The organism is Castellaniella sp. UC4447_H14, assembly GCF_052978285.1.
Genome location: NZ_CM129666.1, coordinates 2,004,563 through 2,029,740, shown reverse-complemented (window position 1 = coordinate 2,029,740; position 25,178 = coordinate 2,004,563). Strand labels below are relative to the sequence as shown.

General features: G+C 59.7%; 28 protein-coding genes and 1 tRNA gene. 19 read left to right on the top strand and 10 right to left on the bottom strand.

Going from position 1 to position 25,178, the window contains the following annotated elements:
* The first annotated feature begins 89 nt into the window (after positions 1-89).
* The 8 genes from tyrS (at position 90) to ACVCMJ_RS09725 (ending at position 7,120) form a co-directional block, all read left to right on the top strand.
* Entirely contained in the window at positions 90-1,316 is a 1,227-nt protein-coding gene (gene tyrS, locus ACVCMJ_RS09760; protein ID WP_447081221.1) for a tyrosine--tRNA ligase, read from the top strand.
* A gap of 25 nt (positions 1,317-1,341) precedes the next feature.
* On the top strand, positions 1,342-1,974 hold the full coding sequence (locus ACVCMJ_RS09755; RefSeq protein WP_447082718.1) for a YbhB/YbcL family Raf kinase inhibitor-like protein: 633 nt from the start codon (positions 1,342-1,344) through the stop codon (positions 1,972-1,974).
* Between the two features lie 63 nt (positions 1,975-2,037).
* Positions 2,038-3,282 (top strand): serine hydroxymethyltransferase, encoded by a 1,245-nt coding sequence (gene glyA, locus ACVCMJ_RS09750; protein ID WP_447081220.1) that lies wholly within the window; start codon positions 2,038-2,040, stop codon positions 3,280-3,282.
* 34 nt (positions 3,283-3,316) lie between these two features.
* A complete protein-coding gene (nrdR, locus tag ACVCMJ_RS09745; RefSeq protein WP_447081219.1) occupies positions 3,317-3,784 on the top strand; it encodes a transcriptional regulator NrdR in 468 nt (155 codons plus the stop codon).
* On the top strand, positions 3,765-4,943 hold the full coding sequence (gene ribD, locus ACVCMJ_RS09740; protein WP_447081218.1) for a bifunctional diaminohydroxyphosphoribosylaminopyrimidine deaminase/5-amino-6-(5-phosphoribosylamino)uracil reductase RibD: 1,179 nt from the start codon (positions 3,765-3,767) through the stop codon (positions 4,941-4,943). The genes nrdR and ribD overlap by 20 nt, the downstream gene beginning before the upstream one ends.
* A gap of 24 nt (positions 4,944-4,967) precedes the next feature.
* Positions 4,968-5,627, top strand: a complete 660-nt coding sequence (locus tag ACVCMJ_RS09735; RefSeq protein ID WP_447081217.1) for a riboflavin synthase — start codon at positions 4,968-4,970, stop codon at positions 5,625-5,627.
* Between the two features lie 36 nt (positions 5,628-5,663).
* Positions 5,664-5,754: transfer RNA gene (locus ACVCMJ_RS09730), tRNA-Ser, on the top strand.
* A 175-nt stretch (positions 5,755-5,929) separates the two neighbouring features.
* A complete protein-coding gene (locus tag ACVCMJ_RS09725) occupies positions 5,930-7,120 on the top strand; it encodes a tyrosine-type recombinase/integrase (RefSeq protein WP_447081216.1) in 1,191 nt (396 codons plus the stop codon).
* Here ACVCMJ_RS09725 and ACVCMJ_RS09720 read toward each other — a convergent pair.
* The 5 genes from ACVCMJ_RS09720 to ACVCMJ_RS09700 form a co-directional block, all read right to left on the bottom strand.
* A complete protein-coding gene (locus ACVCMJ_RS09720; RefSeq protein WP_447081215.1) occupies positions 7,112-7,309 on the bottom strand; it encodes a helix-turn-helix transcriptional regulator in 198 nt (65 codons plus the stop codon). The genes ACVCMJ_RS09725 and ACVCMJ_RS09720 overlap by 9 nt on opposite strands.
* A gap of 147 nt (positions 7,310-7,456) precedes the next feature.
* A complete protein-coding gene (locus ACVCMJ_RS09715) occupies positions 7,457-8,734 on the bottom strand; it encodes a DUF1173 family protein (RefSeq protein ID WP_447081214.1) in 1,278 nt (425 codons plus the stop codon).
* A gap of 73 nt (positions 8,735-8,807) precedes the next feature.
* Entirely contained in the window at positions 8,808-9,023 is a 216-nt protein-coding gene (locus ACVCMJ_RS09710) for a hypothetical protein (protein WP_447081213.1), read from the bottom strand.
* A gap of 488 nt (positions 9,024-9,511) precedes the next feature.
* Positions 9,512-9,772: a hypothetical protein gene (locus ACVCMJ_RS09705; RefSeq protein WP_447081212.1), complete on the bottom strand. Its 261-nt coding sequence runs from the start codon at positions 9,770-9,772 to the stop codon at positions 9,512-9,514.
* 557 nt (positions 9,773-10,329) lie between these two features.
* Positions 10,330-10,713: a hypothetical protein gene (locus tag ACVCMJ_RS09700; protein ID WP_447081211.1), complete on the bottom strand. Its 384-nt coding sequence runs from the start codon at positions 10,711-10,713 to the stop codon at positions 10,330-10,332.
* Between the two features lie 230 nt (positions 10,714-10,943).
* Here ACVCMJ_RS09700 and ACVCMJ_RS09695 point away from each other — a divergent pair, with 230 nt between their 5' ends.
* Positions 10,944-11,258 carry a hypothetical protein gene (locus ACVCMJ_RS09695; protein ID WP_447081210.1) on the top strand — a complete coding sequence of 105 codons (315 nt, stop codon included), beginning with the start codon at positions 10,944-10,946 and terminating at the stop codon, positions 11,256-11,258.
* Between the two features lie 137 nt (positions 11,259-11,395).
* A complete protein-coding gene (locus ACVCMJ_RS09690; protein WP_447081209.1) occupies positions 11,396-11,590 on the top strand; it encodes a hypothetical protein in 195 nt (64 codons plus the stop codon).
* A gap of 757 nt (positions 11,591-12,347) precedes the next feature.
* Here the strand turns inward: ACVCMJ_RS09690 and ACVCMJ_RS09685 are convergent.
* On the bottom strand, positions 12,348-12,749 hold the full coding sequence (locus ACVCMJ_RS09685; protein WP_447081208.1) for a hypothetical protein: 402 nt from the start codon (positions 12,747-12,749) through the stop codon (positions 12,348-12,350).
* 241 nt (positions 12,750-12,990) lie between these two features.
* On the opposite strand from ACVCMJ_RS09685, the gene ACVCMJ_RS09680 reads away from it, so the two are divergent.
* From ACVCMJ_RS09680 to ACVCMJ_RS09670, 3 genes are all read left to right on the top strand, one after another.
* Complete coding sequence (locus ACVCMJ_RS09680) at positions 12,991-13,782, top strand: helix-turn-helix transcriptional regulator (RefSeq protein ID WP_447081207.1); 792 nt, start codon at positions 12,991-12,993, stop codon at positions 13,780-13,782.
* Between the two features lie 231 nt (positions 13,783-14,013).
* Positions 14,014-14,856, top strand: a complete 843-nt coding sequence (locus ACVCMJ_RS09675; protein WP_447081206.1) for a hypothetical protein — start codon at positions 14,014-14,016, stop codon at positions 14,854-14,856.
* 68 nt (positions 14,857-14,924) lie between these two features.
* Positions 14,925-16,163 (top strand): MFS transporter, encoded by a 1,239-nt coding sequence (locus tag ACVCMJ_RS09670; RefSeq protein ID WP_447081205.1) that lies wholly within the window; start codon positions 14,925-14,927, stop codon positions 16,161-16,163.
* A gap of 500 nt (positions 16,164-16,663) precedes the next feature.
* Here ACVCMJ_RS09670 and ACVCMJ_RS09665 read toward each other — a convergent pair whose 3' ends face one another.
* Positions 16,664-17,401, bottom strand: a complete 738-nt coding sequence (locus tag ACVCMJ_RS09665) for a Fic/DOC family protein (RefSeq protein WP_447081204.1) — start codon at positions 17,399-17,401, stop codon at positions 16,664-16,666.
* Complete coding sequence (locus tag ACVCMJ_RS09660) at positions 17,394-17,708, bottom strand: hypothetical protein (RefSeq protein ID WP_447081203.1); 315 nt, start codon at positions 17,706-17,708, stop codon at positions 17,394-17,396. The genes ACVCMJ_RS09665 and ACVCMJ_RS09660 overlap by 8 nt, the downstream gene beginning before the upstream one ends.
* Positions 17,709-18,237: 529 nt before the next feature.
* On the opposite strand from ACVCMJ_RS09660, the gene ACVCMJ_RS09655 reads away from it, so the two are divergent.
* Positions 18,238-18,504: a hypothetical protein gene (locus ACVCMJ_RS09655; protein ID WP_447081202.1), complete on the top strand. Its 267-nt coding sequence runs from the start codon at positions 18,238-18,240 to the stop codon at positions 18,502-18,504.
* 71 nt (positions 18,505-18,575) lie between these two features.
* On the opposite strand, the gene ACVCMJ_RS09650 is transcribed toward ACVCMJ_RS09655, so the two are convergent.
* The gene (locus ACVCMJ_RS09650) at positions 18,576-19,169 is read right to left on the bottom strand and encodes a hypothetical protein (protein WP_447081201.1); all 594 of its coding nucleotides are present in this window, start codon (positions 19,167-19,169) and stop codon (positions 18,576-18,578) included.
* Positions 19,170-19,911: 742 nt separating this feature from the next.
* On the opposite strand from ACVCMJ_RS09650, the gene ACVCMJ_RS09645 reads away from it, so the two are divergent.
* A complete protein-coding gene (locus ACVCMJ_RS09645; protein WP_447081200.1) occupies positions 19,912-20,586 on the top strand; it encodes a DNA methyltransferase in 675 nt (224 codons plus the stop codon).
* Positions 20,587-20,640: 54 nt separating this feature from the next.
* Complete coding sequence (locus ACVCMJ_RS09640; protein WP_447081199.1) at positions 20,641-20,916, top strand: hypothetical protein; 276 nt, start codon at positions 20,641-20,643, stop codon at positions 20,914-20,916.
* On the opposite strand, the gene ACVCMJ_RS09635 is transcribed toward ACVCMJ_RS09640, so the two are convergent.
* A complete protein-coding gene (locus tag ACVCMJ_RS09635; RefSeq protein WP_447081198.1) occupies positions 20,906-22,072 on the bottom strand; it encodes a PIN domain-containing protein in 1,167 nt (388 codons plus the stop codon). The two genes, ACVCMJ_RS09640 and ACVCMJ_RS09635, sit on opposite strands and share 11 nt — an antisense overlap.
* Before the next feature lie 596 nt (positions 22,073-22,668).
* Here ACVCMJ_RS09635 and ACVCMJ_RS09630 point away from each other — a divergent pair.
* From ACVCMJ_RS09630 to ACVCMJ_RS09620, 3 genes are all read left to right on the top strand, one after another.
* Complete coding sequence (locus ACVCMJ_RS09630) at positions 22,669-23,466, top strand: DUF3560 domain-containing protein (protein WP_447081197.1); 798 nt, start codon at positions 22,669-22,671, stop codon at positions 23,464-23,466.
* A 789-nt stretch (positions 23,467-24,255) separates the two neighbouring features.
* Positions 24,256-24,792: a single-stranded DNA-binding protein gene (gene ssb, locus ACVCMJ_RS09625; RefSeq protein ID WP_447081196.1), complete on the top strand. Its 537-nt coding sequence runs from the start codon at positions 24,256-24,258 to the stop codon at positions 24,790-24,792.
* Positions 24,793-24,814: 22 nt separating this feature from the next.
* Positions 24,815-25,165, top strand: coding sequence for a hypothetical protein (locus ACVCMJ_RS09620; RefSeq protein ID WP_447081195.1), 351 nt, complete (start codon positions 24,815-24,817; stop codon positions 25,163-25,165).
* The last annotated feature ends 13 nt before the right edge of the window (positions 25,166-25,178 follow it).

Genomic DNA, 25,178 nt, shown 5'->3' with positions numbered 1-25,178 from the left:
TGTACAGAAGCTGCAAAGGCACGTTATGCTAGCGCATAGTAGACGCCTTTTCGAGCTGTGTTTCAATTTTTCTAGTAAAAACATCTATCATGTCGTCCCCCTCAGACCCCGTGGATCCCCGGATCGCCCACGATCTGCGCGTTGCCCAACGGGGTTGCGATGAATTGCTCGTCGCGCCTGAATTTGCCAGCAAACTGGCCCGCAGCCGGACCACCGGCACCCCCCTTCGCATCAAGCTCGGCCTGGACCCCACGGCGCCCGACATTCATCTCGGCCACACCGTGGTGCTGAACAAGATGCGTCAGCTTCAGGATCTGGGGCACACCGTGATTTTCCTGATTGGCGACTTCACGGCGCAGATCGGCGATCCCAGCGGCCGCAATGCGACGCGCCCGCCGCTGACGCCCGAGCAGATTCGCGACAATGCCAGTACCTATTATGCGCAGGCCAGCCTGGTGCTCGATCCGACGCGCACCGAGATCCGCTACAACTCTGAATGGTGCGACAAGCTGGGTCCGCGCGGGCTGATACAGCTTGCTTCACGCTATACCGTGGCCCGCATGATGGAGCGCGACGACTTTACTCGCCGGTTCAAGGGCGGCATTCCCATTTCGGTGCATGAGTTCCTCTACCCGCTGCTGCAGGGCTACGATTCGGTGGCCCTGAAGGCCGACCTCGAACTGGGCGGAACGGATCAGAAGTTCAATCTGCTGGTGGGGCGCGAACTGCAAAAGGAATATGGTCAGGAGCCTCAGTGCATCCTGACGATGCCGTTGCTCGAAGGAACCGATGGTGTCGAGAAGATGTCCAAATCAAAGGGCAACTACATCGGGATCACCGAATCGCCTGATTCCATGTTCGGCAAGCTCATGTCGATTTCCGACACGTTGATGTGGCGCTATTTCGAGCTGCTGTCCTTTCGTACGCTGGACGAGATCGCTGCGCTGCAGGCGGAAATCACGGCGGGGCGCAACCCGCGCGACGCGAAGGTCATGCTTGCCTTGGAGATCGTCGACCGGTTCCATGGGGCCGGGCACGGCGCGGGCGCACTGGAGCACTTCAATGCGCGGTTTCGCGACGGGGAGCTTCCCGAGGACATGCCGGAGATCACGGCCGGCGCCGCGCCCATGGGCGTCCTGAAGGTCCTGCGTGAAGCGGGGCTGGCGGCTTCGGCGTCCGAGGCACAACGCAATGTGGAACAGGGCGGCGTGCGCATCGACGGTGACCGGGTCGAGGACAAATCCCTGAAGTTGCCTGCAGGCACTTATGTCATGCAGGTCGGCAAACGCAGATTCGCCCGGGTGACATTGACCTAGGCGGCACTTCCGGAGGGCCATGATCATGAAACTGCATAGCGATTCCTTCCCCGACCAGGGGACCATTCCCGAACGCAACGCCTTTGCACGCATTGATCCGCAATTGCACGTGGCCCTGGCCGGAAACCGCAACCCCCATCTGGCGTGGGCCGATGTGCCAGGCGGCACCCGCTCCTTTGCGGTCCTCGCGGTGGATCTCGATGTACCCACCAAGCCCGACGACGTGAACCAGATCGGGCGCGAGGTTCCTGCGGATCTTCCGCGCGCTGATTTCTACCATTGGGCGCTGGTCGACGTGGCGGCGGACGTGCGCGCGCTGGCCGAGGGCAGCTATTCGAACGGCATCACGCCGCGCGGCAAGGCCGGGCCGCTCGCCCTGGACGGTACCCGCCAGGGGCTGAATGACTACACGGGCTGGTTTGCCGCCGACCGCGACATGAACGGCGATTATTTTGGCTACGATGGTCCCTGCCCACCCTGGAACGACGCGCTGGTTCACCGCTACGTGTTTACCGTGCACGCGCTGGATGTGGCCGAGCTCGACGTCTCGGGACGCTTTACGGGGGCACAAGTCCAGGCAGCCTTGCAGGGCCATGTGCTGGATCAGGCCTCGATCACTGGCACCTATACCCTGAATCCGCGCCTCCACGTGCTGTAGCGTGCGGCGATCGCGATAGAATGCTTCGTTCAACCCGCCTTTCATGCCCCTCTAGGATCCTCCATGTTTGACCGCTCCATCACCCTCGATAAGGCCGACCCCGACGTCTGGGCCGCCATCCAGAAGGAAAATGTTCGCCAGGAACAGCACATCGAACTGATCGCCTCCGAGAACTACGCCAGCCCCGCCGTGATGCAGGCCCAGGGCACGCAACTGACGAACAAGTACGCCGAGGGCTATCCGGGCAAGCGCTATTACGGGGGTTGCGAGAACGTCGATGTGGTGGAGCAGCTCGCCATTGACCGTGTGAAGCAGATCTTCAACGCCGAAGCCGCCAACGTCCAGCCCAATTCCGGTTCCCAGGCCAATCAAGGGGTCTACATGGCGGTGCTCAAGCCGGGCGATACGGTGCTGGGCATGAGCCTGGCCGAGGGCGGGCATCTGACGCACGGTTCGCCGGTCAATGCCTCCGGCAAACTCTATCGCTTCATTTCGTATGGTCTGGATGACAACGAGGTGCTGGACTATGACCAGCTCGAGGCCCTGGCGCGTGAACACAAGCCCAAGCTCATCGTGGGTGGGGCGTCGGCCTATTCGTTGCGCATTGATTTCGAGCGCATGGCGCGCATCGCGCATGACAATGGCGCGTTGCTGATGATCGACATCGCCCACTATGCCGGCCTGGTGGCCGGCGGCGTCTATCCGAATCCCTTCCCCCATGCGGATTTCGTCACGACGACCACGCACAAGTCGTTGCGCGGGCCGCGGGGCGGCGTCATCCTGATGAAGTCCGAATTCGAAAAGCTCGTCAATTCCGCGATCTTCCCGGGCATCCAGGGCGGGCCCCTCATGCACGTCATTGCGGCCAAGGCCGTGGCCTTCAAGGAAGCGCTGCAGCCTGAGTTCAAGAGTTATGCCGCACAGGTTGCCAAGAACGCCCAGGTGCTGGCCAATACCCTGGTCAAGCGAGGTCTGCGCATCGTATCGGGGCGCACCGAAAGCCACGTCATGCTGGTCGATCTGCGCGCCAAGGGCATTACGGGCAAGGCTGCGGAGGCCGTACTCGGACAGGCCCACATTACCGTCAACAAAAATGCCATTCCGCACGATCCCGAAAAGCCCTTCGTCACCAGCGGCATCCGCCTGGGAACGCCGGCCATGACCACGCGCGGCTTCAAGGAAGCCGAGGCCGAACTCACGGGCAACCTGATTGCCGACGTTCTGGACAATCCCGAAGACGCCGGCAACATCGCCCAGGTCCGGGCGCGGGTCGACGAGCTCACCCGGCGCCTGCCGGTGTACCGCTGATCCACCAGGATGGGCGCCTCGCGCCCTTCACGCCATGAAGTGTCCATTCTGTAGCTGCCCCGACACCCAGGTCATCGATTCCCGGGTCTCCGAAGAAGGCGACACCATTCGGCGCCGCCGCCGTTGCTCGGCCTGTGACCGCCGTTTCACGACCTACGAGCGAGTCGATCTGATGATGCCGGCCGTAGTCAAGCGCAATGGGACCCGCGCCGACTTTGATCCGCTCAAGCTGCGGGCCAGCATGGCGCTGGCCCTGCGCAAGCGGCCGGTGAGCGCTACGGCGCTGGATGCCGCCGTGGCGCGGATCCAGGAGCGGCTGCTCACCAGCGGCCAGCGCGAGATCGCTTCCGATGCCGTGGGCGAGCTGGTCATGGCCGAGTTGCGGCAGCTTGACCAGGTTGCCTACGTGCGTTTTGCCTCGGTCTACCGCAGCTTTGGCGACATCCACGAATTCGTGCGGGCCATCGAAGAGTTTCGGGCGCATGACGACGCCGCCGACTGATCCGTCGGGCTATTCGCCAGAGGATCGCCGCTGGATGCGGCGGGCATTGACGGCCGCTGAACAGGCCCTGTTCCTGAGCAATCCCAACCCCAGGGTGGGGTGCGTGCTGGTGCGCGACGGGCGTTGGCTGGCGGAGGGTTTCACGCAGAAAGTCGGGGGGCGCCACGCTGAGGCCCAGGCTTTGCATGAGGCCGCATCCCAGGGCATGGACCTGCGCGGCGCGACGGCCTACGTTACGCTGGAACCCTGTAGCCACCAGGGGCGCACGCCCCCGTGTGCCGATGCCTTGATCCGCGCCGGTGTATCGCGCGTGGTGGTGGGGCTCCAGGATCCGAATCCCCGGGTGGCCGGTGGCGGGATTGCCCGCCTGCGGAGCGCGGGTGTCCGTGTCGACGTGGGGCTGCTTGCGTCGGACTCTCTGGCCTTGAATCCCGGCTTTTGCGCGCGCATGACGCGCGGCGTCCCTTGGCTGTGGCTGAAGTCGGCTCTGTCGTTCGACGGCCGCACTGCGCTGCCCGACGGCCGCTCGCAATGGATCACGGGCGAGGCTGCCCGTGCGGACGGCCACCGCTGGCGCGCGCGCGCCTGTCTCGTGCTCACAGGCATCGGCACTGTGCTCGCGGATGATCCGCTGTTGGACGTGCGCGCGATCGAGACCGATCGCCAGCCCATTCGCGCGGTGCTCGATACGCAATTCATGTTGGGTGAACAAGCGCGCCTCATCAACGGCGACCCGGTCTGGGTGTTCACTGCGCGGGCCGACGCCGCGAAGACCGCCCGGCTGGCTGCGCGCAACGTGCGCGTGATTGTGCTTCCCGCCGATGCCAGGGGAGCACTGTCGCTGCCGGCGCTGATGCGCTGGCTGGGCCAGCACGAGATCAACGAGGTGCACGTCGAGGCCGGTGCGCGTCTGCACGGTGCATTGGTGGCGGCGGACCTGGTGGACGAGTGGATCGGCTATGTCGCGCCGAAGATCCTGGGGGACGGACAGGGCCTTGCCGCGTTGCCCGATCCCGTGCCCGATTTGTCGTCGGCGCCGACCTATGAGTTTCTGGATGCGGTACAGTTGGGGCGCGATGTGAGGCTGCGCATGCGCCATCCGGGCCACTGGCAGGCGCTTCGGATGGCTTGTGGCCTGCCCGATTCGCGGTCGGCCTGAATCGCTGTTTTTGGTGGGACCACCATGTTCACAGGAATCGTCGCGGCTGTGGGCCGCATCATCGAGGTCACGCCGTTGGGCGATGAACCCGACGCGGGTGTGCGCCTGCAGATCGCGTCCGGCGGGCTGCCGCTGGATCGCACACGATTGGGTGACTCGATCGCCATCCAGGGAGCCTGCATGACTGTGGTGGAGCTCCGCGATCAGGGATTCGACGTGGACGTTTCGCGCGAGAGTCTGGACCGTACCTGTGGTCTGGACCGACCGGGCGACGTCAACCTGGAACATGCGCTGCGTATGGGTGACAGTCTGGACGGGCATCTGGTTTCCGGCCATGTGGATGGAGTGGGGCGCGTAACCTGCATGGATCCGGTGGGCGAATCGATCGAACTGCGGATCATTGTTCCGGCCCACCTGTCCCGATATCTGGCTTACAAGGGATCCATGACGGTCAATGGCGTCAGCCTGACGGTCAATCGCGTGGATGACCAGGAAGAAGGGACGGAAATTTCCATCAACCTGATTCCCCACACTATGCAGGTGACGACATTGCGCCATTTGCAGGTCGGGACGTCGGTGAATCTGGAAGTCGACATGATCGCCCGCTATGTCGAACGCATGGTGGGCGGGGTCACTGCGGCGCCGCGGGCTGGATTGCAGGACGCGGGTGATCTGCTAAAATAGCGGACTTTCGTTCGTGCCGCTAGGGCACGGCGTGCAGGACAGGTGGCCGAGTGGTTGAAGGCGCACGCCTGGAAAGCGTGTATACGTTCATAGCGTATCAGGGGTTCGAATCCCCTCTTGTCCGCCAGTTACACATATCGCGAGTTAGCAGCATCGTGCAACACCCGTCAAAAATCGTGTAAAAACATGGCTTTGGCGGGTTTTTTATTGAGCACCTGCGACTACTTACAATCAGCCGCAATCAACTCAACGCAGTTGTGTCGTAGGCACCGCTGTAGGCACCCGCTCTGACGGACATGACGATGCCTACATTGAACAAACTAAACGACGCACAATGCCGTTCGGCCAAGCCGGCGGAGAAGGCCCGAAAGGTCTTCGACGGTGGTGGCTTGTACCTTTTCGTCTCGCCTACGGGGGCCAAGACTTGGCGCCTCGCGTATCGGTACTCCAAAAGGCCGAAAACCATCTCGTTCGGTCCTTATCCGCAAGTGTCCCTCGCGGAAGCCAGAGCCATGCGCGATGCGGCAAAGGCCGCACTGCGAGATGGTCTGGACCCGATGACCGTCAAGCGACCCACGGCCCTCAAAAGCATTTCGCTCGCCGCAGCCAGCGACCAGTATTGGGACGGTCGCCATGATGCTTCTGCGGGCTATGTCGCAAACGCTAAGGGCGCGATTGAACGACACCTATGCCCACTTTTGGGGAAGTGGCCCATGCGGGAAATCGGACGCGAGAATCTGCTCGGGGCGCTGAACGTCATGGATGCGGCTGGACACCATGTCTACGTGCGGAAAACCCGCATGTGGGTCAGCCAGGTCTTCGAGTGGGCGATCGAGCAGGGCTATACGGAAAGCAATCCAGTAGTCCTCATCAATCCGAGAAAGGCGTTCGGCAAGGCTCGCGTCCAGCACTTCGCGGCGCTCGAGCAACGAGACATGCCCGAGTTCTTGGCGCGGATCACGCTGGAGCATGAACTAAATAGCGTCCTCGCGTGCCGACTGCTCGCGCTTACATGGACGCGCACGAAGGAACTCCGGATGATGAAATGGGAGCAGATCGAGGACCAGTACTGGAGAGTGCCCGCAGAGACGATGAAGTCAGCCGAGTACCACCTAGTCCCGCTCAGTCGGCAGGCCAAGGCAATCATCCAGAAGATGCATGAACGTAGCCGTGGCAGCGACTATGTATTCCCCGCTGACCACCGACTGGACCGCCCGATGTCGGAGAACGCCATCCTCTACCTCATGTATCGCTTGGGATACAAAGGCCGGATGACAGGCCACGGATGGCGATCTGTCGGCTCGACCTGGGCCAACGAGCGCGGATACAACCCTGATGCCATTGAGCGGCAGCTCGCCCATGCTCCCGACGATAAGACCCGCGCAGCATACAACCGCGCCGCCTACCTTCCACAGCGCAAGCAGATGCTGCAGGACTGGGCAGATTGGATGGATTCATGTGATGCGCTCGGGGAGCAATCACGTTCAGGGTAGCCGGATTCCAGCCTTATGCAGTGTTGATAACCGCCAGCCTTTCGTCTGGCGCGACAGATCCACATCCGGCTCCGGCAGCTTTTTGGCGAGCATCCAGCGGCGCATTGTGCTGCTGCTGACCCCCAGTCTCTCCGCAAGATCAGTGCGCCAGATGACGCGATCTTCCATTTGTTGGTGCGGCGTATCCATTACAACCTCAAATTGTTGGTGGCATCGCGCCCCGCGGTGGTTCAACCGCCCGCGACGTACTCTGCCAGGTTCGAAAATACTCACCCTGCGCGAGGCTTGCCTCTCGATGTCGGAACAAAGCGAAGGTCCTGGTGGGTGACGATGGGATTAGGTTGCATGGTCGCTTCGGCGCTGCGGAAATTCGGGCATGGGCTCGCCTTCGGCGGCGTCCCAGCTCCACCAGCCGGCGGGCTGGGGGCCGTGGATCTGGTCGTAATGGGCGGCCTTCTGTGCCTTGCGTTCCAGGTACTCTGGTGTGGACATCCCCCATACCTCCATTGGATAGGCTCGGCCCACGTCCTGCAGCCAGAAACCAGGAAAGGTTGCGTCGTCCGTGTCGTATCGCAGCGGCTTTGCGAACCTTCGACGGGCCTGCACCAGGGCGTCGCACGCCTGTGCCTCGTATCCCGACTCCACTGGTATCCAATCCCCGGTCACACGCATGAGCGCAATACCGAAGACCTCGGCTAGATATCGGCCGCCAGTCTGATGTTTGGGCACATCCAGCTGCATGATCGCGATCACGCGTTCGCCCTCTCGCCAAGCTGCGAGGACCGCACCGAGCTGGTCCCGCACCTCCTCCCATAGGTTCGGGTCCAAAATCAGGTAGGGAAAGCCATAAAATCCCGCGATGGGTGGTCGCTCGAGCGCGCCCTCGAACTCGGGCTTGTACCGGGCGAGAGGGGCTATGGCCACCAGGCGCCGATCCCGTTGGGCAGCGGCCGCCGTTCGCTCAGCGTTTCCGGCATCCTGTTTTCCACCGGCTTGGGGTGTCGCAAGCAGGAGGGCGGTGGACAAGGGCGTGTGTCCCGCCTTGATCTTGCGGGCGGCGACTGATAGGTGGTAGGAAATCAATCCCAGGTTGCGCTTTCCGGCCATCCCGGGCGACCACCGATTCAAATCGGCGGTCGTCCACAGGAGGTGCAGCAGGCCGAGCAACGTCATTGCCGGTTTGCCCGGCTGTGAGGGTGCGGCCTGCGGGCTCCGTGACACTTTCTTTTCCGGAGCCGCCCGGTGCTGCAAGCCCACCTTGAGCTTGATCTTCAGGCCACCATCGTCGAGTTCCTCGACCACTCCAGGTCGGTATCCGGCAAGCCCCGAGGATGCCGGGTCTGGCGAGTAAAAGGTGCACTCGGGATCGTGCTCGTGGCCGGTCCTTGGAAACCGAGCCAAGTAAAGAGTATCGCTATCTGCGCGATACCGGATCGACAGCCGCCGGGGGCGATCGTCGCCGAGGCAGCAACATCGCACGACAGCCTGGCCGTGCGCATGCAGGAGCGTGCTCTTCCATGCGTCGGCATTAGAGGGATCACGCTGGAATTCGGGGGAGAACCTGCGGCTCTCCTGGGCCAGAGTGATCATGACAGGCGAGACAATCTGTCCCATGAGGCGGAATCCTCAGGTGGTCACGGCGGGCCCATGTTGCTCTCCGTGTGTTTGACGCGAGCGGCGCGATGGATCACCGGACGCCGAGGATGCCAGCGGTGAGCAGCACAGCCGCGCGAATAAACCAATACATGCACTTCGCGGTGATCCGGGCCGCATGGTCGATCACCGTCCAGCACGTCTTGGCAGACCACAAGAATGCTCGCCCGGCAAACTGCCACGTGAGGAATTTGCTGTAGGAGGGTTGCGAGGGTGCAGAAGGAGTCGAAGCGGATGCAGGAGTTTGCATGGTGTTCCCCTCAGTATTAGATATTGCAGGGCGTAATGATTTCCCGGTAATTCCGGGCCACGCCGCCAACCGAGGCAGCGCTTGGTAGAAAGGTGCCGGGTTACCTTCGTCCCGGCAGTCACAGGCCAGCTCGCGGCGCCAGCCGGTGACGGGTGCCCCGCGCGGCGCGGGGAGACATGCAGTTGAGAAATCGGACCGCAATGTATCTTATGTGGACGGCTACTTCAGGTGGATCTTTAGTGGAGGCACATCACTAAAGAATGTGCCGGTGCGAACCTCCATCTTCACAATTCGAGGGTGCAGCATGTACAGGTGTCCGTTGCTTGTGTCTCGAAGCAACCATGTCGCGATGCGATGATCGTCGTCGCGATCTAAGATCTCGAACTCCCCGCGAATGTAGGCAGGGAGGAATGGAATATCGTCCAGGTTCATCCTGTTTGACCTTTGTTAGGTCGGCTAAGCTGTGATGGTGGCGAGCGTCGTCAGAGCTATTGCTCGTAGGGTAGGGTCTCAATGGACTTAAGGATCGATTCCAGATTCGGCCTGTCGCTCGCTTCGGCCCATCCGTCAATGCTATTGCTCCAAAAGTTCAGCACACCAAAAGCCCAGCCCGTGACCTGCAGGCGTACGGTGTTCCAGTCTTTGGCCTCCAGCCGCCGCCGGGAATTCCTGAGGAAGTCCAGGTGACCTCGGAGTGATTTTTCAGTTGCTGCCGTGAATTCCTGGGCCGTCCACTTTCCGTTCTTCATGGGGCCTCCTTCGAACTTTAGTAGGCGACCTGGATCAAGTCGCCGGCCAAAGCGGGCGCCGCTTGCGCCCTCGTGTCCGACCCGCCGAGATACCGCGACGGGGGCCGGGTGCCTTGATCGCTGCTCGTAGTGCCTGACGCGGTTACCCGGTCGAACCGGTACGCCAGGGTGCGAGAGCTGCGGTCTTTGCCGCTGTCATCGGTGGATTACGCGCCATCCATTGATAGTGGATCGCCTCACGGCGATGCCGGCGTCCTCAGCCCAGCAGGGGCGAGGATCGTCAGACGGACCACGCAGGAACCACTGGTCTCTACCAGTCAGCATGGACGTCTGATTTTTTGCGGGATTTGCTCCTACCCCCACGCGTGTCCTGCGCCGCTCGAGAGAGATCTCTGCCGGTGCAGGGTCCAGGTAGCCGCGCACTCACACCACCCACTAGGGGCAGGGCGCAGTATTCATTGGGTGCGGAAAATGTTTAAAGAGCAACGCCTATTTGCAAGGCTTTGCCAAGTTTAGCAAACAATAAATTTCTATGCAAGCAAATGCATAATAATCTGCTACCGTACCCGATCTCTTGAGAGGCGGCTGATCATACGATCGATGATGTCGCGATCTTCTGCGGGTAGACTTGCGACGACCTCAGGAGACGATGTGAATGGCCAGACTTCAGCTAATGCTGATTCCACCCCGATCTGCTCGAACGCAGAACGCTCATGATCGTGATCAAGCCAGCCAGCGGGTAACCCCAGCCGTACTTCTAGGCGTCTCGCGGACCTTTCGCTGATATTTCGCGTGCTGACGCCGTCCCCGGTGGATAGCCACTGGCTTATCTGAGACGGAGCAATACCCGTGCTGGTCGTGAAGTTCTTCTGCTTCCCGTCGAAGCGCTTCTCGATGAGGCGTTGCAGGTTCTTCCGTCGCAGGTCGATGATGCGGCTCATGTTCATCCTTGCAATTTAGCTTTTGCGAATTCTATGATTGTTCAATTATTTTTTTTGCAAAAGATGAAATCTTGGCGAGACGGTGTGCTTCTGGAGCGATCCCTGGTGTCACCGTGGCCGTGAAGTCTATGGAGCTGAGTAGGCCGGCGTTCGCAGTGACCAATTCCCAAGTGATCGCCCGTGGGCCGGGTATGATGCGGATAACGCTACAAAGTTTTACGTAGAGAAAAATGATGAATCGTCGAGGGTTCTTGTCAGCGGCCATGGTTATGGCCGTCGTGGGGTTGGCTGGCTGCAAGAGTGAGGATGGTAAAAAATTCGTGGGAAATTGGCAGGCTGTCGGCGGCGGCTCTCAAGCGCACATCGAGCCTGATGGAGATTCATACCTGATCACCATCAAGGTCTTTGGGATGACCGACCGCTATTCTGGGGTCGTTGACGGGAAACATCTGATCGTCAAGGGGGCCTCAAGCTCTGCCTGGATTATTGATGAGAAGACAGGCCACCTCGTCATTGGTGGCCTCGAAATGGCCAGAGTCAAGTAGTTCGGCAGATGGGAGGGTTGATGAACCGTCGAGCTTTCTTGTCAGTAGCTATGATCGGGTCCATCTCTGGACTAGCCGGCTGCGAGAGTCAGGATGGAAAAGAGTTTCTCGGGAGATGGAAGCGGACTGACGGGTATATGACCTTCGACATCAGTCGAAATGGCGATAAGTTCATCATGGTCGACGCTCACAGTGGGAAGAAACTTCCGGCCAAATTGAGCAAGGATGGGGCACTAGAGTTCAGCAACGGCATGACGACCATTGCTGCCACGATTGAACAGAGCACCGGCCACTTGGTCTTCGCCGGCGAAGAATACGTTCGACAAAAATAGGCGTTTGGTAGGCGACCTGGATCAAGTCGCCGGCCAAAGCGGCCTCGCCGGAGGCCTTATTCCCAGCCATCGAGATACCACGACGAAGGCTAGGTGCTTTGATCACTACCCATAGAGCGTGGCGCGGTACCCGGTCAAGCCGGTACGCCAGGGTGTGGGAGCTGCGGTCTTTGCCGCTGTCATCGGTGGATTACGCGCCATCCATTGATAGTAGGTCGCCTCGCGGCGATGCCGGCGTCCCCAGCCCAGCAGGGGCGAGGATCGTCAGACGGACCACGCAGGAACCACTGGTCTCTACCAGTCAGCATGGATGTCTGATTTTTTGCGGGATTTGCTCCTACCCCCGCACATTTCTCCCGTCCGGACAAGTATTGTCGGCGCCAGGTCCAGGTAGCCGTGCACTCGCACCACCCGCGGGGGACCCGGGGCAGGGCACGGTATTCATTGGTCGTGCATTGTTAAGGAGCGAGCATCCCCTCTGTAGCGGGGATGTCTCACATTGTATATTCAAATTCGGTTTATGTAAAAACCGTTTTCGAATGTTAGCGATGCGTCAAGCGACAGTCTATCTCGTTCAGGTTGTGATGATTTCCGTGGTGGTTAATGTGTTCTCTGGGCGCGAAGCCAGGAGCTGACTGCTTCTTGTGGTGACGGACTTGACTATCGCAATCCGTAGATATATATAGACACCTTCGACATTCAAAGTAACATTTAGTCCAAAAAAACACCGTCGGAATACACCAGATGTAGCACGCTCTTAGCCGGCTCGCTTCGCGCGAAATTTGGCCGGGTTATTGCGAACCTTCATCTCGATATACTCCCGTATCGCCTCCTTCACTTCAGGTCGGAGTGAGTGGTAGTCCTCCAGTGTCAGAAGGTCATTGAAGGGCCAAGCAGGCTTCTCGGAGTTTTTCAGTGTTGGGGGAGAGGCGATGTCCAGATCCTCCACCAACAGTTGCCATGCCTCTAATCCCACTGCGTGGGCCATGTCTTCAAGGTTGTCGATACGTATCGCACTGACGCCATTGCGCGCTCGTTGCACTGTTGTCGTTCCCACTCGTGCCCGGCTGGCGAGGGCCGCGGCAGTCGGGAACCGCCGCTCGGGACCAACGAGGCGCTCGAGATTACGCTGTAGGATTTCAACGATTTGCTTGGCCATCGGCAGATAGTGCCATGCGCTTTAAACCGAATGTGATTTCATATAAAACCGTATTTGATCCAGAATCGGCTTCACGAGCTGATCCGCTTCCTCACCAAACCACCTCGCCTCGACTCCGACAACACTCCAGCGCCACTGCCAACGCGCTAGCCTACACTCCCACTTAACACCAAAAGCACTCCGCACCGCGACCTTCTATACTGGTGAGTAACAAGGCACGGCCCTAGTCTAGGAAGATGTCATGTTCGACTTTGATGTCGTGTGTGATGACCGCTACAACTACTCGAATGGTCCACATGCGCATGTGGATGATATGTTGTTCTTGCCGATTGATGGCTTGTTTTCAATCTGCTCCTCAGACAAAAGCGATGCAGGTATCTTGGCGAACGGCAGCATATGGTGGGTCCCGGGACGTCATGTTCATCAGGTAACGGCGAGCCAGGCGCAACGCCATCTTTGCTATTACCTCGACATGCGGACACTACTGTCAGCGAACGGCGCAGAGCGTTTTCAAGAGGCAGTCACGGCCGAACGGTGGATGATGTCTCTGTACCTAGAGGACTTGCTCCGAGTACGCGTCCATCTACAGCGCCGAACCAATTCGGTGACGCTTTCGCGGGCGGAACTCGATCGCGCCATTCTTGCAGAGGCGGGTCGGATCGTAGGCTCAGTGGCAGCGACCACGGAACGACACCCCCAAGTGGTGGTCGGCGATATCAAGTCGTATGTTTGTGCCCACTTGAACGACGATCTGAGGTGCGACGTCCTTGCAGACCTCTTCTGCGTGGCGCCGCGAACGCTTGCTCGCTGGTTTCAAGTGATTGAAGGTAGATCTGTAGGCCAGTTCGTTCTTCAAACTCGGCTCGAAGAGGCCCGTATCTTGCTGCAGTCCACCTACCTTCCGGTTTCGGATATCCAGGATAGGGTTGGATTCAGCTCGGCAGCACATTTCGCCTACTCCATACGACGCGCCTATGGGCAAGCGCCGAGTCGACTGCGTGAGCAGATGTGGGGCCTGGCAAAAAAACGATAGTTCCGGCGCCCGACCTATAACGATGCCACTTCCGCGCTCCTAAGCTGGGTTTGGCGGCCGACATTGGTGGGTTCACTATGCAGTGACCAGCAGTTACTGGCGTGAATCCGGAGTTCGAGCCGCTGCCAGCTCTGTTGCCCTCGAGTGGGCTAACAAGGCTATGTCATCCGTGCACCCAGACCTCTGCAGTTCTGTGCAACGACGGGTGTGTCCGCCAGGAGCCAATGCATCATGCAACAAATTAAGCCAATCGTGGAAGCCGAGATTGATCTGGTCACGAATCCAGATGCCCGCCGTGCCTTACACGAATCGTATGAACAGGCAGGAAGCGCTATCGCTGGTATCGAGGGGTTCTTTGATCGGTTCACCTCTCATGCCTGGTCACCGCAGGCCCGGTACACGTTCTTTCGAAATTGGCGAACGCCGGGAATCGGAGCCGCCAGTTTTTGTGCACTCACCTTTCGCATGATGGCCGCAGCAGAGCATGCGAAATCGGACCAGCAAAGCACACTACTGTATCGGTGCGCCACGAGGATCTCGGAAGTGTCTCATGAGGACGTAGGTATTGGCACTACCGATCATCAACAGCTTTACGAGAATTTCGCAACGCGTTTGGCTGGCTCAGATGAATGGAAACTGGACTGCTATAGGCTGCCAGGTGCCAAGGCATTTCTTACTGCCTCTCGGAAATACCGCCAAAATGGGGAAGATCTTGGCCGGGCGATGCTGATTTCGCTTCCCGAAGAACTTTATAATCACGGGGAGTTCTCTTACGCAGCGCCACGGTTCGCCAGATGGCATCGCCAAGTTCTGGCCCGACCGGAGAGTTCTTTTAAGGACGATTTGCGCTTCATCCACGATCATCTTGGCAACACCGAACGGGGCCATTTCGCGGCGCTCGTGAAGGGGTTTGAGGACTACTGCGTGGCAAATTCGATTGACGCCGACTGGCAGGCGATGTTTCACGCAAACACCGGCCTTCTTAACGACATGGCCGAAAATTATCGGGTGCTATTTGATCGGCTTGTTTCGCTGGATGAACCGTACAAATCGGCTCAGCTCGCCAGCGCCTGATCAAGCCAGATCGTTATTCATTAATCCCGCCGACGTCCAGCGCGTACGGTGGGACTGAAGCAGGGGCCATGGGATACAGCAACTTTCGTTGGGCCATCCTTGTTATTGCCACGCTGACACAGCTAGCGGCGGCGTTGGCAAGTCAAGGCATTGGTGTGTGGGCTCCTTTCGCGCAGCAGACTTTGCATCTGTCCAACCGTGACGTTGGACTGCTGGCTGCTCTACTTAACTGCGTGCCGATTGCCAGCCTTATCGCTGTGGGCCCGCTGCTTGATCGATACGGTGACAAGCTTCCGATCTTTATTGGCTTGGTATTCCTATGCCTTTCAATGGTTTTCCTCGGAGCCTCATCGAGCTATGGTCTGTTGGCCCTCACCATGTTGGTCATGGGGCTGGGGTACACCCCGATCCAGCCAGGGGGGAGTAAGGCCGTTTATCACTGGTTTCCGGCGAAGGAACGTGGCTTGGCGATGGGTATACGGCAAGCGGCGTTGCCCTTGGGGGGCGCCTGCGCCGCAGCCTTCTTCCCCTACATGCTGACGCACACCGAATGGTCAACGGCCATGCTTGCGGCTGCGGGTGTCATCGGTTTCATGGCTTTGGTGCACATGGCGTTTTTTCGAAATGCGCCAGGTGCCAGACCAGTGAATAATTCACGACTGAGACTCTCGTATCTATTCCACTTTGCTCGATTTCGGAAGATCGCTGTTGTCGGCGCCGCAATGGTCGGCGTGCAGGCGACCATTGCAGTGTTCTGGGCGGTATTCGCACATCAACACTTTGGGCTGAGCATCTCGATGGCCGCCTGGCAGCTCTTCGTAGTGCAGCTTAGCGGCGCGTTTGGCCGAGTCCTTTTATCGGCGATCAGCGACCGCATGAAGGATGGTCGTCGGCGGATGGTCCTCATCTGTGCGCTGGTGACCCTTGCAGCGCTGGCATTGGCAGTCAATCTGCCGGCAGGCGTCGATGTGCTAGTCATTCTTACTTGCTCAGGAGTGATCGGGGCGTTTAGCTTTGGCTGGTATGGGCCTTGGGTCGTATGGCTATCGGATTGTGCTGGCCCCACTCACGTGGGCCAGGTCCTCGGTGCGGCGATGTCGATCAATCAGGTTTCCATCGCGTTGGCCCCACTGATATTTGGATTTCTCCTGGATCTCGCTCGCTATCCTGCTAGTGCCTGGTTGTCTGTGGCGGCATTGTTGATAGTCGCCGCGGCAGAGGCGATGCGCGGCATTGCGAACGATCCTTCGGAGCCGGCCCAGGATATGAGCATTCATCTGGCAGGAAGTGTGCGCGATAAGCACTGAACTGATCGCGCAGTATCAGGCGACGAGTGCCGCCTGCTTGGCCTGGGCCGCTTCGAAAGAGGGTAGCAGAACCGCCGATGCGGCATCTGCGCCTTGTCGCCAAACTTCGTACGTGTCCGCCCCGGCCACTCGGACTCTACAGATCGTCCAACCGTCGGTCTTCCAATACCACTCGTCCACCCGTACCCACTCCGTCGCCACAACTCGGCTCCTTCACACAACGTCGGCTGGGCAGAGTGTAGCCCGCACAACCTATAACCATGTCCTTCAACCCCGAACCTATGGACATACGGAAATCGGCGCCAATGGCGCCGACCAGCGGGCTCGCCTGATCGGCTCGGCCCATGGACAAACCTGATGGACAGCCCATGGACAGCTACCGCTGCCCACAGGCTGACCACAGGTATTGACCACAGGCTACTCCGCCTTTCCCACATGCCCCCAGGCTCCCAGCCAGCAACCAAATGGATACAGAGATCGAAGGTCAAGCCCGGAGCGGCTCAAAGGCCCCTATCCAGATCGTAGTTGCGACGTCGATCAAACTCGCGCTGACGGGCGGCAACGCCTGGATCTTCATATCGAGGCGTGGTTTCTGCGCCGGAGCCGCCCCAGCCGTCCAATCCGCGGATATCCGCTGCAGCCTGCAGCCACTGGTCACGAGAGATCGGCCCCGTAACAAACTGCCTCATATACGCATCGAGGTGGCCAAGATTTGGCTCCGCAATTTCCTTGCTGAGCGCCTGCAAATATCGAGCCTTGTCGGTTCTCAGCCAGTCCACCGACATGCCCGCCCGCATGCACAGTTCGGCATGCACGAGCAGCATCGTCCGGCCGTTCCCGTCGAGAAAAGGGTGGCCGTACGCGAAAATCCCCATAACGCGGCCAGGCTGCTCCGCCATGCTGCCTCCCTCTTGTGCGAGGGCGAGGCCATGACGAATCGCCCGTTCACAGTCCGCTGGGTGACAAAAAAGCACCGAGCCTTTGATGACCGCGCGGTCTGGCATCGTATGAGCCCGGTCTTGGCCAGCCCATGGGTATAAGTCGCTGAACAGGATCTTATGGACGTGCAGGAAATCCTGGTAGCTGATGTGCTTCACGCTCGCGAGAAAATCTACGGCCTTCGGAAGCTGGGTCCGATACCGTTCGTGTTCCAGTATTTTAATAATGCTCTGGTCTTTAACTCGCTGCGAATTGCGCAGATACCCCGCCGTTTCGAAATCGCCGAACGGATCAAACACGATGATGGGCGACCAGCATCCTGAGTTGCTCGGAAGCTGAGATCTTACCGGCACGCGCGAGCGCAACGAGCAGGTCATCGGTGGCATCGCTCACCACCTCGTCGTCACCCAGCCGGGTAACGGCTTCTGCCCAACGGTCTGCGAAAAGTGCCGTGTACACCACGCGCTCACGCCGTGCGAGCGCCCGCACGAACAGCGAAGTCACGGACGCCCCCGGACGCCGAACGCGAGGCCGACGCGCAAGCGTCTTGCGAACCCCCAAGTGAATCCGTTGCGGCCGCACAGGGCTGAAAGATTGCGTATCCATGTCCATCGTGAAATTATACGATTTGCAGGAAAACTATTCAATATCAATGCGTTAGTAAAGTCATGGCCGGGCTCCACGCCGCAACATCACCATAGATACTTCCCTTCCACATCGAGATCACTGCCACGCACTGCACACACACGCCCCAGCACCTCAAAGACACTTCCAAAACCCCACACCGGGCCTATGGACATATGGAAATCAGCGCCTAAGGCGCCGACCAGCGGACTCGCTGCGCTCGGCCCATGGACAAGCCTGATGGACAGCCCATGGACAGCTATCGCTGCCCACAGCCTGACCACAGGTATTGACCACAGGCAGATCCGCTTTTTCCACATGACCACAGGCCCCCAGCCAGCAACCAATTTAAAATATTCTCCGAAGCGCCACCCCGTGTGAATTTCCGACTTTGAATAATAGGCAACCGCGATACTGCCAAGGCCATCAGCTGTATTTGAATCACTGTTTATATATCCAGTAGAATACCAACATGTCCGCTCATCCAGACGCGGAGCTAGGAGTTCTCTATATGCACAAATTGATTTTCACCCTCGGCCTTTCTGCTCTGGTGGCCTCGCCGACATTCGCCGCGCAGCCCGAGAGTGTGAATTCTCCGCGGCCGGTGTCGGTCAGCATCACTGTCACTCCCGCAGATGTGTGCTTGGCCGACGGCAATGCGTACAGCCTCGGCGCTGTGCATGAGGGTCGCGTCTGTAGCCAAGTGCAGAGTCTTACGCTCGTCGCCGCGCAGGGTGGCAGCACAAAGGCGCCTGCCCTCTATTGGGCACCGAAATAGTCGCGACTGGCACGGCGATCAAAAATAGCGAGGCCCCTCTCTAGGGGCCCTCGCTATTTCTTCTCACCTCACTATTTGCAGATCGGCTTGAAATAGCCCTTGATGCAATCCGGGTTTATGATCGCAATCTGTATATGATCGTACTTGTGAAAACCTGCTCCGGGATATAGCTCCTCGGCTTCTCTGAATGGTGCGCGAACCGAATCGTATGTGGGTTGATTGTGCTTCTTGCGATAGGAGTGCACTGATTGAATGACTTGGCAGTCCAGCTCGCGACGAAGCATATCTGGCCCCCCAATATTTTTCGCCGGCTCGGTTCCAGACGCGGCATAGGCGGCCACCAGGCTCTTATAGGCTTCCTCTACCTCGTCGCGGCCCGCACGGGTTGTCAGGTCGAGGCAAAACTTGAGGTCTAGGATTGCTCCGACAGCGTCCGGTTCTCGGACCTTCGTCTTCGAATTCCCATCCTCCGCCCACTCAAGTGCTCTTTGGGGGTCATTTTCCCAAAAGTAGATTCCGTGCCCGAGCCATTCGAACTTGCCGGCGCTCGCCTTTAGGTGCGGTGTTGCTCCATTCACCAACTTGGTGACAGTACTCTTTTCTGTACCATGAAACCCCAGCACAAAAGACGGATGCGACTGGTATAGCGCCCAAGTGTTATTCACGAATTAGGTTCTTGCGTCTACCGTTCTTAGTCATAACACCCAGGTCAATGAGGAACTCTCGTGCGGCTTGTCGAGACGAAGTCACCTCTTGACGCCACTTGGCCATGTCGTTGAGCAACTCCGCACCCTCCAACACCCTCTGTTGCGTTCCTGGCGCCCCTGCACGGCGCACTCTAACTTGTGCCCTTGTGTGTGCCATCTCTAAAACTCACTGATCGTTGTCATCACCCACGGCCGCGAACATGACCCTGTACAGATCGTCGAGCCGAGAAACGAAGGCTCCCATGAAGGAGCCCCGTAGTCTGGAATCCGTTGCCACCGTTTTTGACGGTACCGATAAGTCGGCGGAAAGCGCTATTGTCAGGGACTCACCAGCTATTGCGCTTGAGTCATTCTAACGTAGAACGTCGGCGCTGAAAAACCGCGGAAGTGTTCAGTTGAAGGGAGAAACCCTGGATCCTCGAAGGGCCTCCGAGTGAGCGCTTCGCGCGTCCAGGTGCTGCACTGCACGGAGCATACTGTCGCCCCCGGCCCGGACCAGGGACGGCTCAGCCCGGCTCCCGAAGTGTAGCCGGGCCGCTCCTTCCAGCGCTTTCGCGGCATAAACGGTCTCCCCCCGCCTCTGGCGGGACCCCCCATTTATTCCACGGTCCCTGGACCCCGATCCCTTCCGGTTGCGCCCGCCTGCCCCGTGCAGTGCAGCGCGCAATCCGGCGCGCTGCTGCTATGAGGGAGCAGCATCATGAGCCGTATCATCCATGGCGATTGTCTCGCCGTCATGCCCACATTCCCGGACCGTTGCGTCGATCTGGTCGTGACTGATCCGCCGTACCTTGTCAACTACACAGACCGCAGTGGCCGCAGCATCGCGAATGATAAGAACGGCGACTGGCTGGCGCCGGCATTTAGCGAAATCTACCGGGTCTTACGCCCCAACACTTTCTGCATCTCGTTCTATGGCTGGAATAAGGTCGATCAATTCTTCAGTGCTTGGCGGGCTGCGGGGTTTCGCGCAGTGGGCCATTTCGTCTTTGCCAAGTCCTACGATTCCAAGGCGCGATTCGTGCGCTATCGCCACGAATCGGCCTACTTGCTGGCCAAAGGGATGCCCGAGCTGCCGCAGAATCCCCCGGCCGATGTCATGCGCTGGGCGTACTCGGGGAATGGCTACCACCCGACTCAGAAGCCCGTTGAAATCCTCACCACATTGATCGAGGCATTCAGCAGGCCAGGCGCAATCGTCATGGATCCGTTCGCTGGCTCTGGGTCGACAGGTGTGGCCGCGCTTCAGTCCGGCCGCCGATTCGTCGGAATCGAGCTGGATAGCCGTTACCATTCAGCCGCGATAGGCCGCTTGGCGACCGCGGGGCAGCCGGCACCCGCTCAGGCGCGGAGCCAAGAACGGATGGCAGCATAGCCCTCAGTCAAAAATGGCCGGCGCCGATGGCGCCGGCACCGAAAGGAACACAGCATGGACAATCCGAACGCCGAACACATCCTGGACTATTTGCGGGGCTATGCTGCTGCTGACCCAGAAGGATTCGCCAGACTGGCGGAAATGGAGATCCTTCCGCATCTCGCTCGGCAGGAGCTGGAACGTCGGGCGGCACGGTTTCTCGCTGTGCTGCCAGACGCGGAGCTGGCGGCCCTGGCCACTGGCCAGGTAATCTTGAAGACCCTGATTCAACGCTTGCAGGGCCTTGGCGGAGACCCCGAATCCGGTCTGCCGCGACTCACTACGAGCTGAAGGCGGAACGGGACGAGGGCGGCCTAGGATACTCGTCTTTTGTCTGGCTGGCCGGCACCACCATGGTGTCCGGCCACACTTCTCCAAAATCGATGGTGGGCTTGTCATTGCTAAGGGCGACCTCGACTGACAAAGATCCACCGTCGTTTGTAATCAATGCAGTGGCATCAAACGGGCGGTCGAGCCCAATGACCGATGAACCGATCGGAAAATCATTTTCCGCATCGTAGAAAGCGAACCGAGCCACGAACCCACAATGCGCCTGCATTTTGGTAGACACCACGAATCTCGTGGCATCTTGTCGAACAATGCTCGGCTCTGAGAAGCTCGGCGTGCCAACCTCTACACTGACGATATCAGCCAGATAGGCGAAGTCTCGGGACTCGCCCCTTGGGATAGTGTTGGACAAGAGCAGTTGCCTGAGTTGTCGCTGCATGGTGAGTACAAGATCCCCAGTTTCCAATGCGCTTATGACCTGGTGCTGTATGGCTACGGCTCGTGGGTCGTGTTGTGCCGCACTATTGAAGATCTTCAAGGCCTCGCTGAGGCTGTTCACGAAAAAGAGCCGACCACTCGTTGAACTCTCGCAGTACCGCTTCCAGTCGCCGTCACTTGATACAACCATAACCCCGCATTTCTTTGTTTGGCACCATTGCTCGATGCCGAGCAGTGCAAGGGCATCCGGGAACTCGCTACGCTTGTCTTTCGGCCCAAAAGGGGGCTTGGTAGCAAAGTACGAATCCAGGACCTTCGGCAGCAACTCTGGCTCTATCGGTAAGACGGTCGCCCCTGTCCTGGCCATGAATTGCTTCAGCTCGCGATCGGCCAGATCTTCGCCGGAAAACTGAGCGAGTGCAATCCCCATTGCCTCCACCTGGCCCGTCAACTCAGGAATATGCCCCAGCCTGTGAGCCGTAGCCCGCCAACGGCTTGTGGTTTCTTCAAATGCGGCCACGAGATGGCTCCGGATTTCTCGCACAACGATCTCCGACAGGATCATGCCAAACCTGCCGGTTTTGAACTGATCCAGCTGGGCAAAAAGACCGCTGTTTAGCGCATTCCCACAGCCGTCGCTGATGCTAGTGTCGATGGTAATCATGCTGATGCAGCCTTGCTGGACAAGATTTTCGAGCTCGGAATGATTGTCGTCGGCCATGGGGGGAGTGAGCGCGTGGTTGGGAGATCCAGTCGAATGTTACTGCACGCCATCTAGCGTGGCCCGCTGGGCCGGGCTCTTGTGCTACGCATCGAGCCCCGTCCCGAGTCTCGACCCTGCGGGCTTCCATCCCTCACGCCTTCGCACCGACCATCAGGCCGGCGCTGCGCGCTGCGCTTGCCCACGGCCTGGCGGCCGAGGATGAGCCGCGCCGAAGGGCGCGGCTGGGAGGCGCTCGCCGCGCGGCCGATGTCCGGGGACAGAGCCTCGTATCGGCCGAAGTCTCCGTCTTCCGTGAGTCCCGCCGCCTGAAACACCGACGTGTACCACTGCGCTCCGGCGTTAAGCGGGCTTTCGCGGCATAAGCGGGTCCCCCCGCTTCACGGGTCCCCCCATTTATTCCACGGTCCCGCTTCACTTGTCGCTGCGTGGTCCTCGACGGCACGGCGACGGAACTCACGGAAGACGGCGGCAACACCGGGAGCGAGGATCAATCCCCAACCTTCGACATCACGATCCGGCTCTGAATCTTCGGATCCGGTCAGCCGGAAAGAGTTTCTAAGTCATGTCACGCAATTTCTGAAGGAAGCCACACCATGAACCTCTATGAAGCCAAGCAAGCCGAACGTCGGGAACGCTACGAGGCACGCGCCGACGCCACTCGTAAGCAGGCCGTCGCTGTGGCCAATCGTGCCCAGCAAATGGCTGACGTCATCCCGTTCGGTCAGCCAATTCTGGTTGGCCATCACTCCGAAGGCGCAGATCGCCGATATCGGGCACGGATTCAGAACGGATTCGCCAAATCCTTCCATCTGCAAGACCAGGCCGATCATTACCAGCAGAAAGCGGCGGCCGTGGGCACTGGCGGAATCTCCGGCGATGATCCTGACGCGAGTGAAAAGCTGAAGGCCCAGCTCGTGCGTTTGCAGGCGCGCCAGGACCTCATGAAGAAGGTCAACGCGGCCATCCGCCACAATAGGGCAGACGCTGCCGCCCAGATCGATGCCATCGTGTCGCTGGGCGGGTTCACGGAGAGTCAGGCAGGCGAACTGATCCAGCCAGACTTCGCTGGCAGGGTCGGCTTCGCCTCCTATCAGTTGGCCAACAACAACGCAAATATTCGCCGGATTGCTGCGCGGATCAAGGGTCTGGAACGAGCGCAAGACCGGGCGCCGGTCGAGAGGCTTGGCGATGGTTTCACCTACCGCGAAGATCCCGAGGAAAACCGCGCGATGTTCTTGTTCGACGGCAAGCCCGATAAGGCCGTCCGTGGCTTGCTGAAGCGCCATGGCTTCCGCTGGAGCCCCACGCGTAGCGCCTGGGTCCGCCAGTTGACCGGGAACGCCCAATGGGCCGCCCAACAGGTGATGCGAGACCTGACCTCTGCTCAATAAAAATTCCCCCATTCAGGTTCGGTACCTGGATGGGGCGCCATCATCGCTGGTGCGGACATCAATCCGACGTCCCGGCGCTTGATGTCCGCCGGGATACAAGGCAAAAGGCCGGACGTGCTAGCGCACTGCCGGCCTTCCAGCTGTCAGGGAATTGACGTTCGACCTATATCTGCCGGGGCAGACCCAGCTGAGAGCCATGTCGCTCGCGTTGACCTGGTGCTGTGCCACCTAGACAAAGAATCTGTACGTGCCCCCGTCGCAAGCGGCGGGGTCGGGCTGTCGTGAATCAGGCCCCGTGCCGGAGCCTTCCCCTGCGGGCTTCCATCCCTCACGCCTACGCGCCGACCCGAGGCCGGCGCTGCGCGCTGCGCTTGCTCACGGCCTCGAGGCCGAGAATGAGCCGCGCCAAAGGGCGCGGCTAGGGGCGCTCGCCGCGCGGCCGATGTTTGGGGACAGAGCCTCGCACCTGCCGAAGTCCCCGTCTTCCGTGAGTCCCGCCGCCTAAAACACCGACGTGTACCACTGCGCTCCGGCGTTACGCGGGCTTTCGCGGCATAAACGGCTTCCCCCCGCTTCGCGGGTCCCTCCATTTATTCCACGGTCCCGCTCCGCTTGTCGCTGCGTGGTCCCCGACGGCACGGCGACGGAACTCACGGAAGACGGCGGCAACACCGGGAGCCAGGATCAATCCCCAACCATCGACATCACGATCCGGCTCAAGAATCTTCGGATCCGGTCAGCTGTAGAGCCAATCAAACTTCCCATCCACGGAAAACAAGGAGCATCACCATGGCATCGGTCAACAAAGTCATTCTCGTCGGCAATATGGGCCGCGATCCCGAAGTTCGCTACAACCCGGACGGCGCTGCAATCTGCAACGTGTCCATCGCGACGACCAGTCAATGGAAGGACAAGGCCAGCGGCGAACGCCGCGAGGAAACGGAATGGCATCGCGTGGTGTTCTACAACCGCCTGGCCGAGATCGCGGGCGAATACCTGCGCAAGGGGCGCTCGATCTACATCGAAGGCCGTCTCAAAACCCGGAAATGGCAAGACAAGGAAACCGGAGCAGATCGCTACAGCACCGAAGTCGTGGCTGATCAGATGCAGATGCTGGGCGGGCGTGAGGGAGGGGCGTCGGAGCCTGCGAACGGTGGGAGCGAGGGCAGCTCCCAGGAGAACCAGTACGCCAAACAGCGCGGCCGCCGTTCTCGCCGGCAGTCAGCGTCTCCCACTGCCGCATCGGCGGGAGGCGCTGCGGGCCTGCCTGACGACGACATCCCGTTCGCCCAGGCGGGGCAGGGTGCTGCATGGCGTTGCATCTGACTAGGTAGGACCAGGATCCAGGATGACCATCATGACCACAAAACAACAACCCCGCATCTTCACCGTCCACGTCTTCCGTCCTATCGATGACGAATGTGTCCGTCTCGATGTGCATTACGTCGCTGCATTCACCAGCGCGGATGCGGAATTGCGGATCAAGGCAACTGGCGCCGAAAGCCTGGAACCAGGGCGCCGCTTCATCTCAACGGACGAAATTACTGAGGCGTATGACCACACCACACGCATGTACGCCACTCAGTACAGGAACGAGAAATCGATCTCCGTCCAGGAATTCCAACGCTGGGTGGCCATAGCGACGCAGCGCCAGTGGTGTGATGGCGAGCCCAATTTGATTCCGTTCCGCGAGTTCTAACCCAATTAAAAGC

Bases quoted from the DNA above. Each gene is read 5' to 3' on its own strand.
- ACVCMJ_RS09685 (WP_447081208.1), bottom strand. From the start codon at position 12,749: ATGGCCAAGCAAATCGTTGAAATCCTACAGCGTAATCTCGAGCGCCTC.
- ribD (WP_447081218.1), top strand. From the start codon at position 3,765: ATGACGACGCCGCCGACTGATCCGTCGGGCTATTCGCCAGAGGATCGC.
- ACVCMJ_RS09705 (WP_447081212.1), bottom strand. From the start codon at position 9,772: ATGAAGAACGGAAAGTGGACGGCCCAGGAATTCACGGCAGCAACTGAA.
- ACVCMJ_RS09720 (WP_447081215.1), bottom strand. From the start codon at position 7,309: ATGGATACGCCGCACCAACAAATGGAAGATCGCGTCATCTGGCGCACT.
- ACVCMJ_RS09710 (WP_447081213.1), bottom strand. From the start codon at position 9,023: ATGCAAACTCCTGCATCCGCTTCGACTCCTTCTGCACCCTCGCAACCC.
- ACVCMJ_RS09675 (WP_447081206.1), top strand. From the start codon at position 14,014: ATGCAACAAATTAAGCCAATCGTGGAAGCCGAGATTGATCTGGTCACG.
- ACVCMJ_RS09670 (WP_447081205.1), top strand. From the start codon at position 14,925: ATGGGATACAGCAACTTTCGTTGGGCCATCCTTGTTATTGCCACGCTG.
- ACVCMJ_RS09680 (WP_447081207.1), top strand. From the start codon at position 12,991: ATGTTCGACTTTGATGTCGTGTGTGATGACCGCTACAACTACTCGAAT.
- ACVCMJ_RS09635 (WP_447081198.1), bottom strand. From the start codon at position 22,072: ATGGCCGACGACAATCATTCCGAGCTCGAAAATCTTGTCCAGCAAGGC.
- ACVCMJ_RS09695 (WP_447081210.1), top strand. From the start codon at position 10,944: ATGATGAATCGTCGAGGGTTCTTGTCAGCGGCCATGGTTATGGCCGTC.
- ACVCMJ_RS09630 (WP_447081197.1), top strand. From the start codon at position 22,669: ATGAACCTCTATGAAGCCAAGCAAGCCGAACGTCGGGAACGCTACGAG.
- ACVCMJ_RS09755 (WP_447082718.1), top strand. From the start codon at position 1,342: ATGAAACTGCATAGCGATTCCTTCCCCGACCAGGGGACCATTCCCGAA.
- ACVCMJ_RS09620 (WP_447081195.1), top strand. From the start codon at position 24,815: ATGACCATCATGACCACAAAACAACAACCCCGCATCTTCACCGTCCAC.
- ACVCMJ_RS09715 (WP_447081214.1), bottom strand. From the start codon at position 8,734: ATGGGACAGATTGTCTCGCCTGTCATGATCACTCTGGCCCAGGAGAGC.
- ACVCMJ_RS09655 (WP_447081202.1), top strand. From the start codon at position 18,238: ATGCACAAATTGATTTTCACCCTCGGCCTTTCTGCTCTGGTGGCCTCG.
- ACVCMJ_RS09660 (WP_447081203.1), bottom strand. From the start codon at position 17,708: ATGGATACGCAATCTTTCAGCCCTGTGCGGCCGCAACGGATTCACTTG.
- ACVCMJ_RS09640 (WP_447081199.1), top strand. From the start codon at position 20,641: ATGGACAATCCGAACGCCGAACACATCCTGGACTATTTGCGGGGCTAT.
- tyrS (WP_447081221.1), top strand. From the start codon at position 90: ATGTCGTCCCCCTCAGACCCCGTGGATCCCCGGATCGCCCACGATCTG.
- nrdR (WP_447081219.1), top strand. From the start codon at position 3,317: ATGAAGTGTCCATTCTGTAGCTGCCCCGACACCCAGGTCATCGATTCC.
- glyA (WP_447081220.1), top strand. From the start codon at position 2,038: ATGTTTGACCGCTCCATCACCCTCGATAAGGCCGACCCCGACGTCTGG.
- ACVCMJ_RS09725 (WP_447081216.1), top strand. From the start codon at position 5,930: ATGCCTACATTGAACAAACTAAACGACGCACAATGCCGTTCGGCCAAG.
- ACVCMJ_RS09690 (WP_447081209.1), top strand. From the start codon at position 11,396: ATGACCTTCGACATCAGTCGAAATGGCGATAAGTTCATCATGGTCGAC.
- ACVCMJ_RS09700 (WP_447081211.1), bottom strand. From the start codon at position 10,713: ATGAGCCGCATCATCGACCTGCGACGGAAGAACCTGCAACGCCTCATC.
- ACVCMJ_RS09735 (WP_447081217.1), top strand. From the start codon at position 4,968: ATGTTCACAGGAATCGTCGCGGCTGTGGGCCGCATCATCGAGGTCACG.
- ssb (WP_447081196.1), top strand. From the start codon at position 24,256: ATGGCATCGGTCAACAAAGTCATTCTCGTCGGCAATATGGGCCGCGAT.
- ACVCMJ_RS09645 (WP_447081200.1), top strand. From the start codon at position 19,912: ATGAGCCGTATCATCCATGGCGATTGTCTCGCCGTCATGCCCACATTC.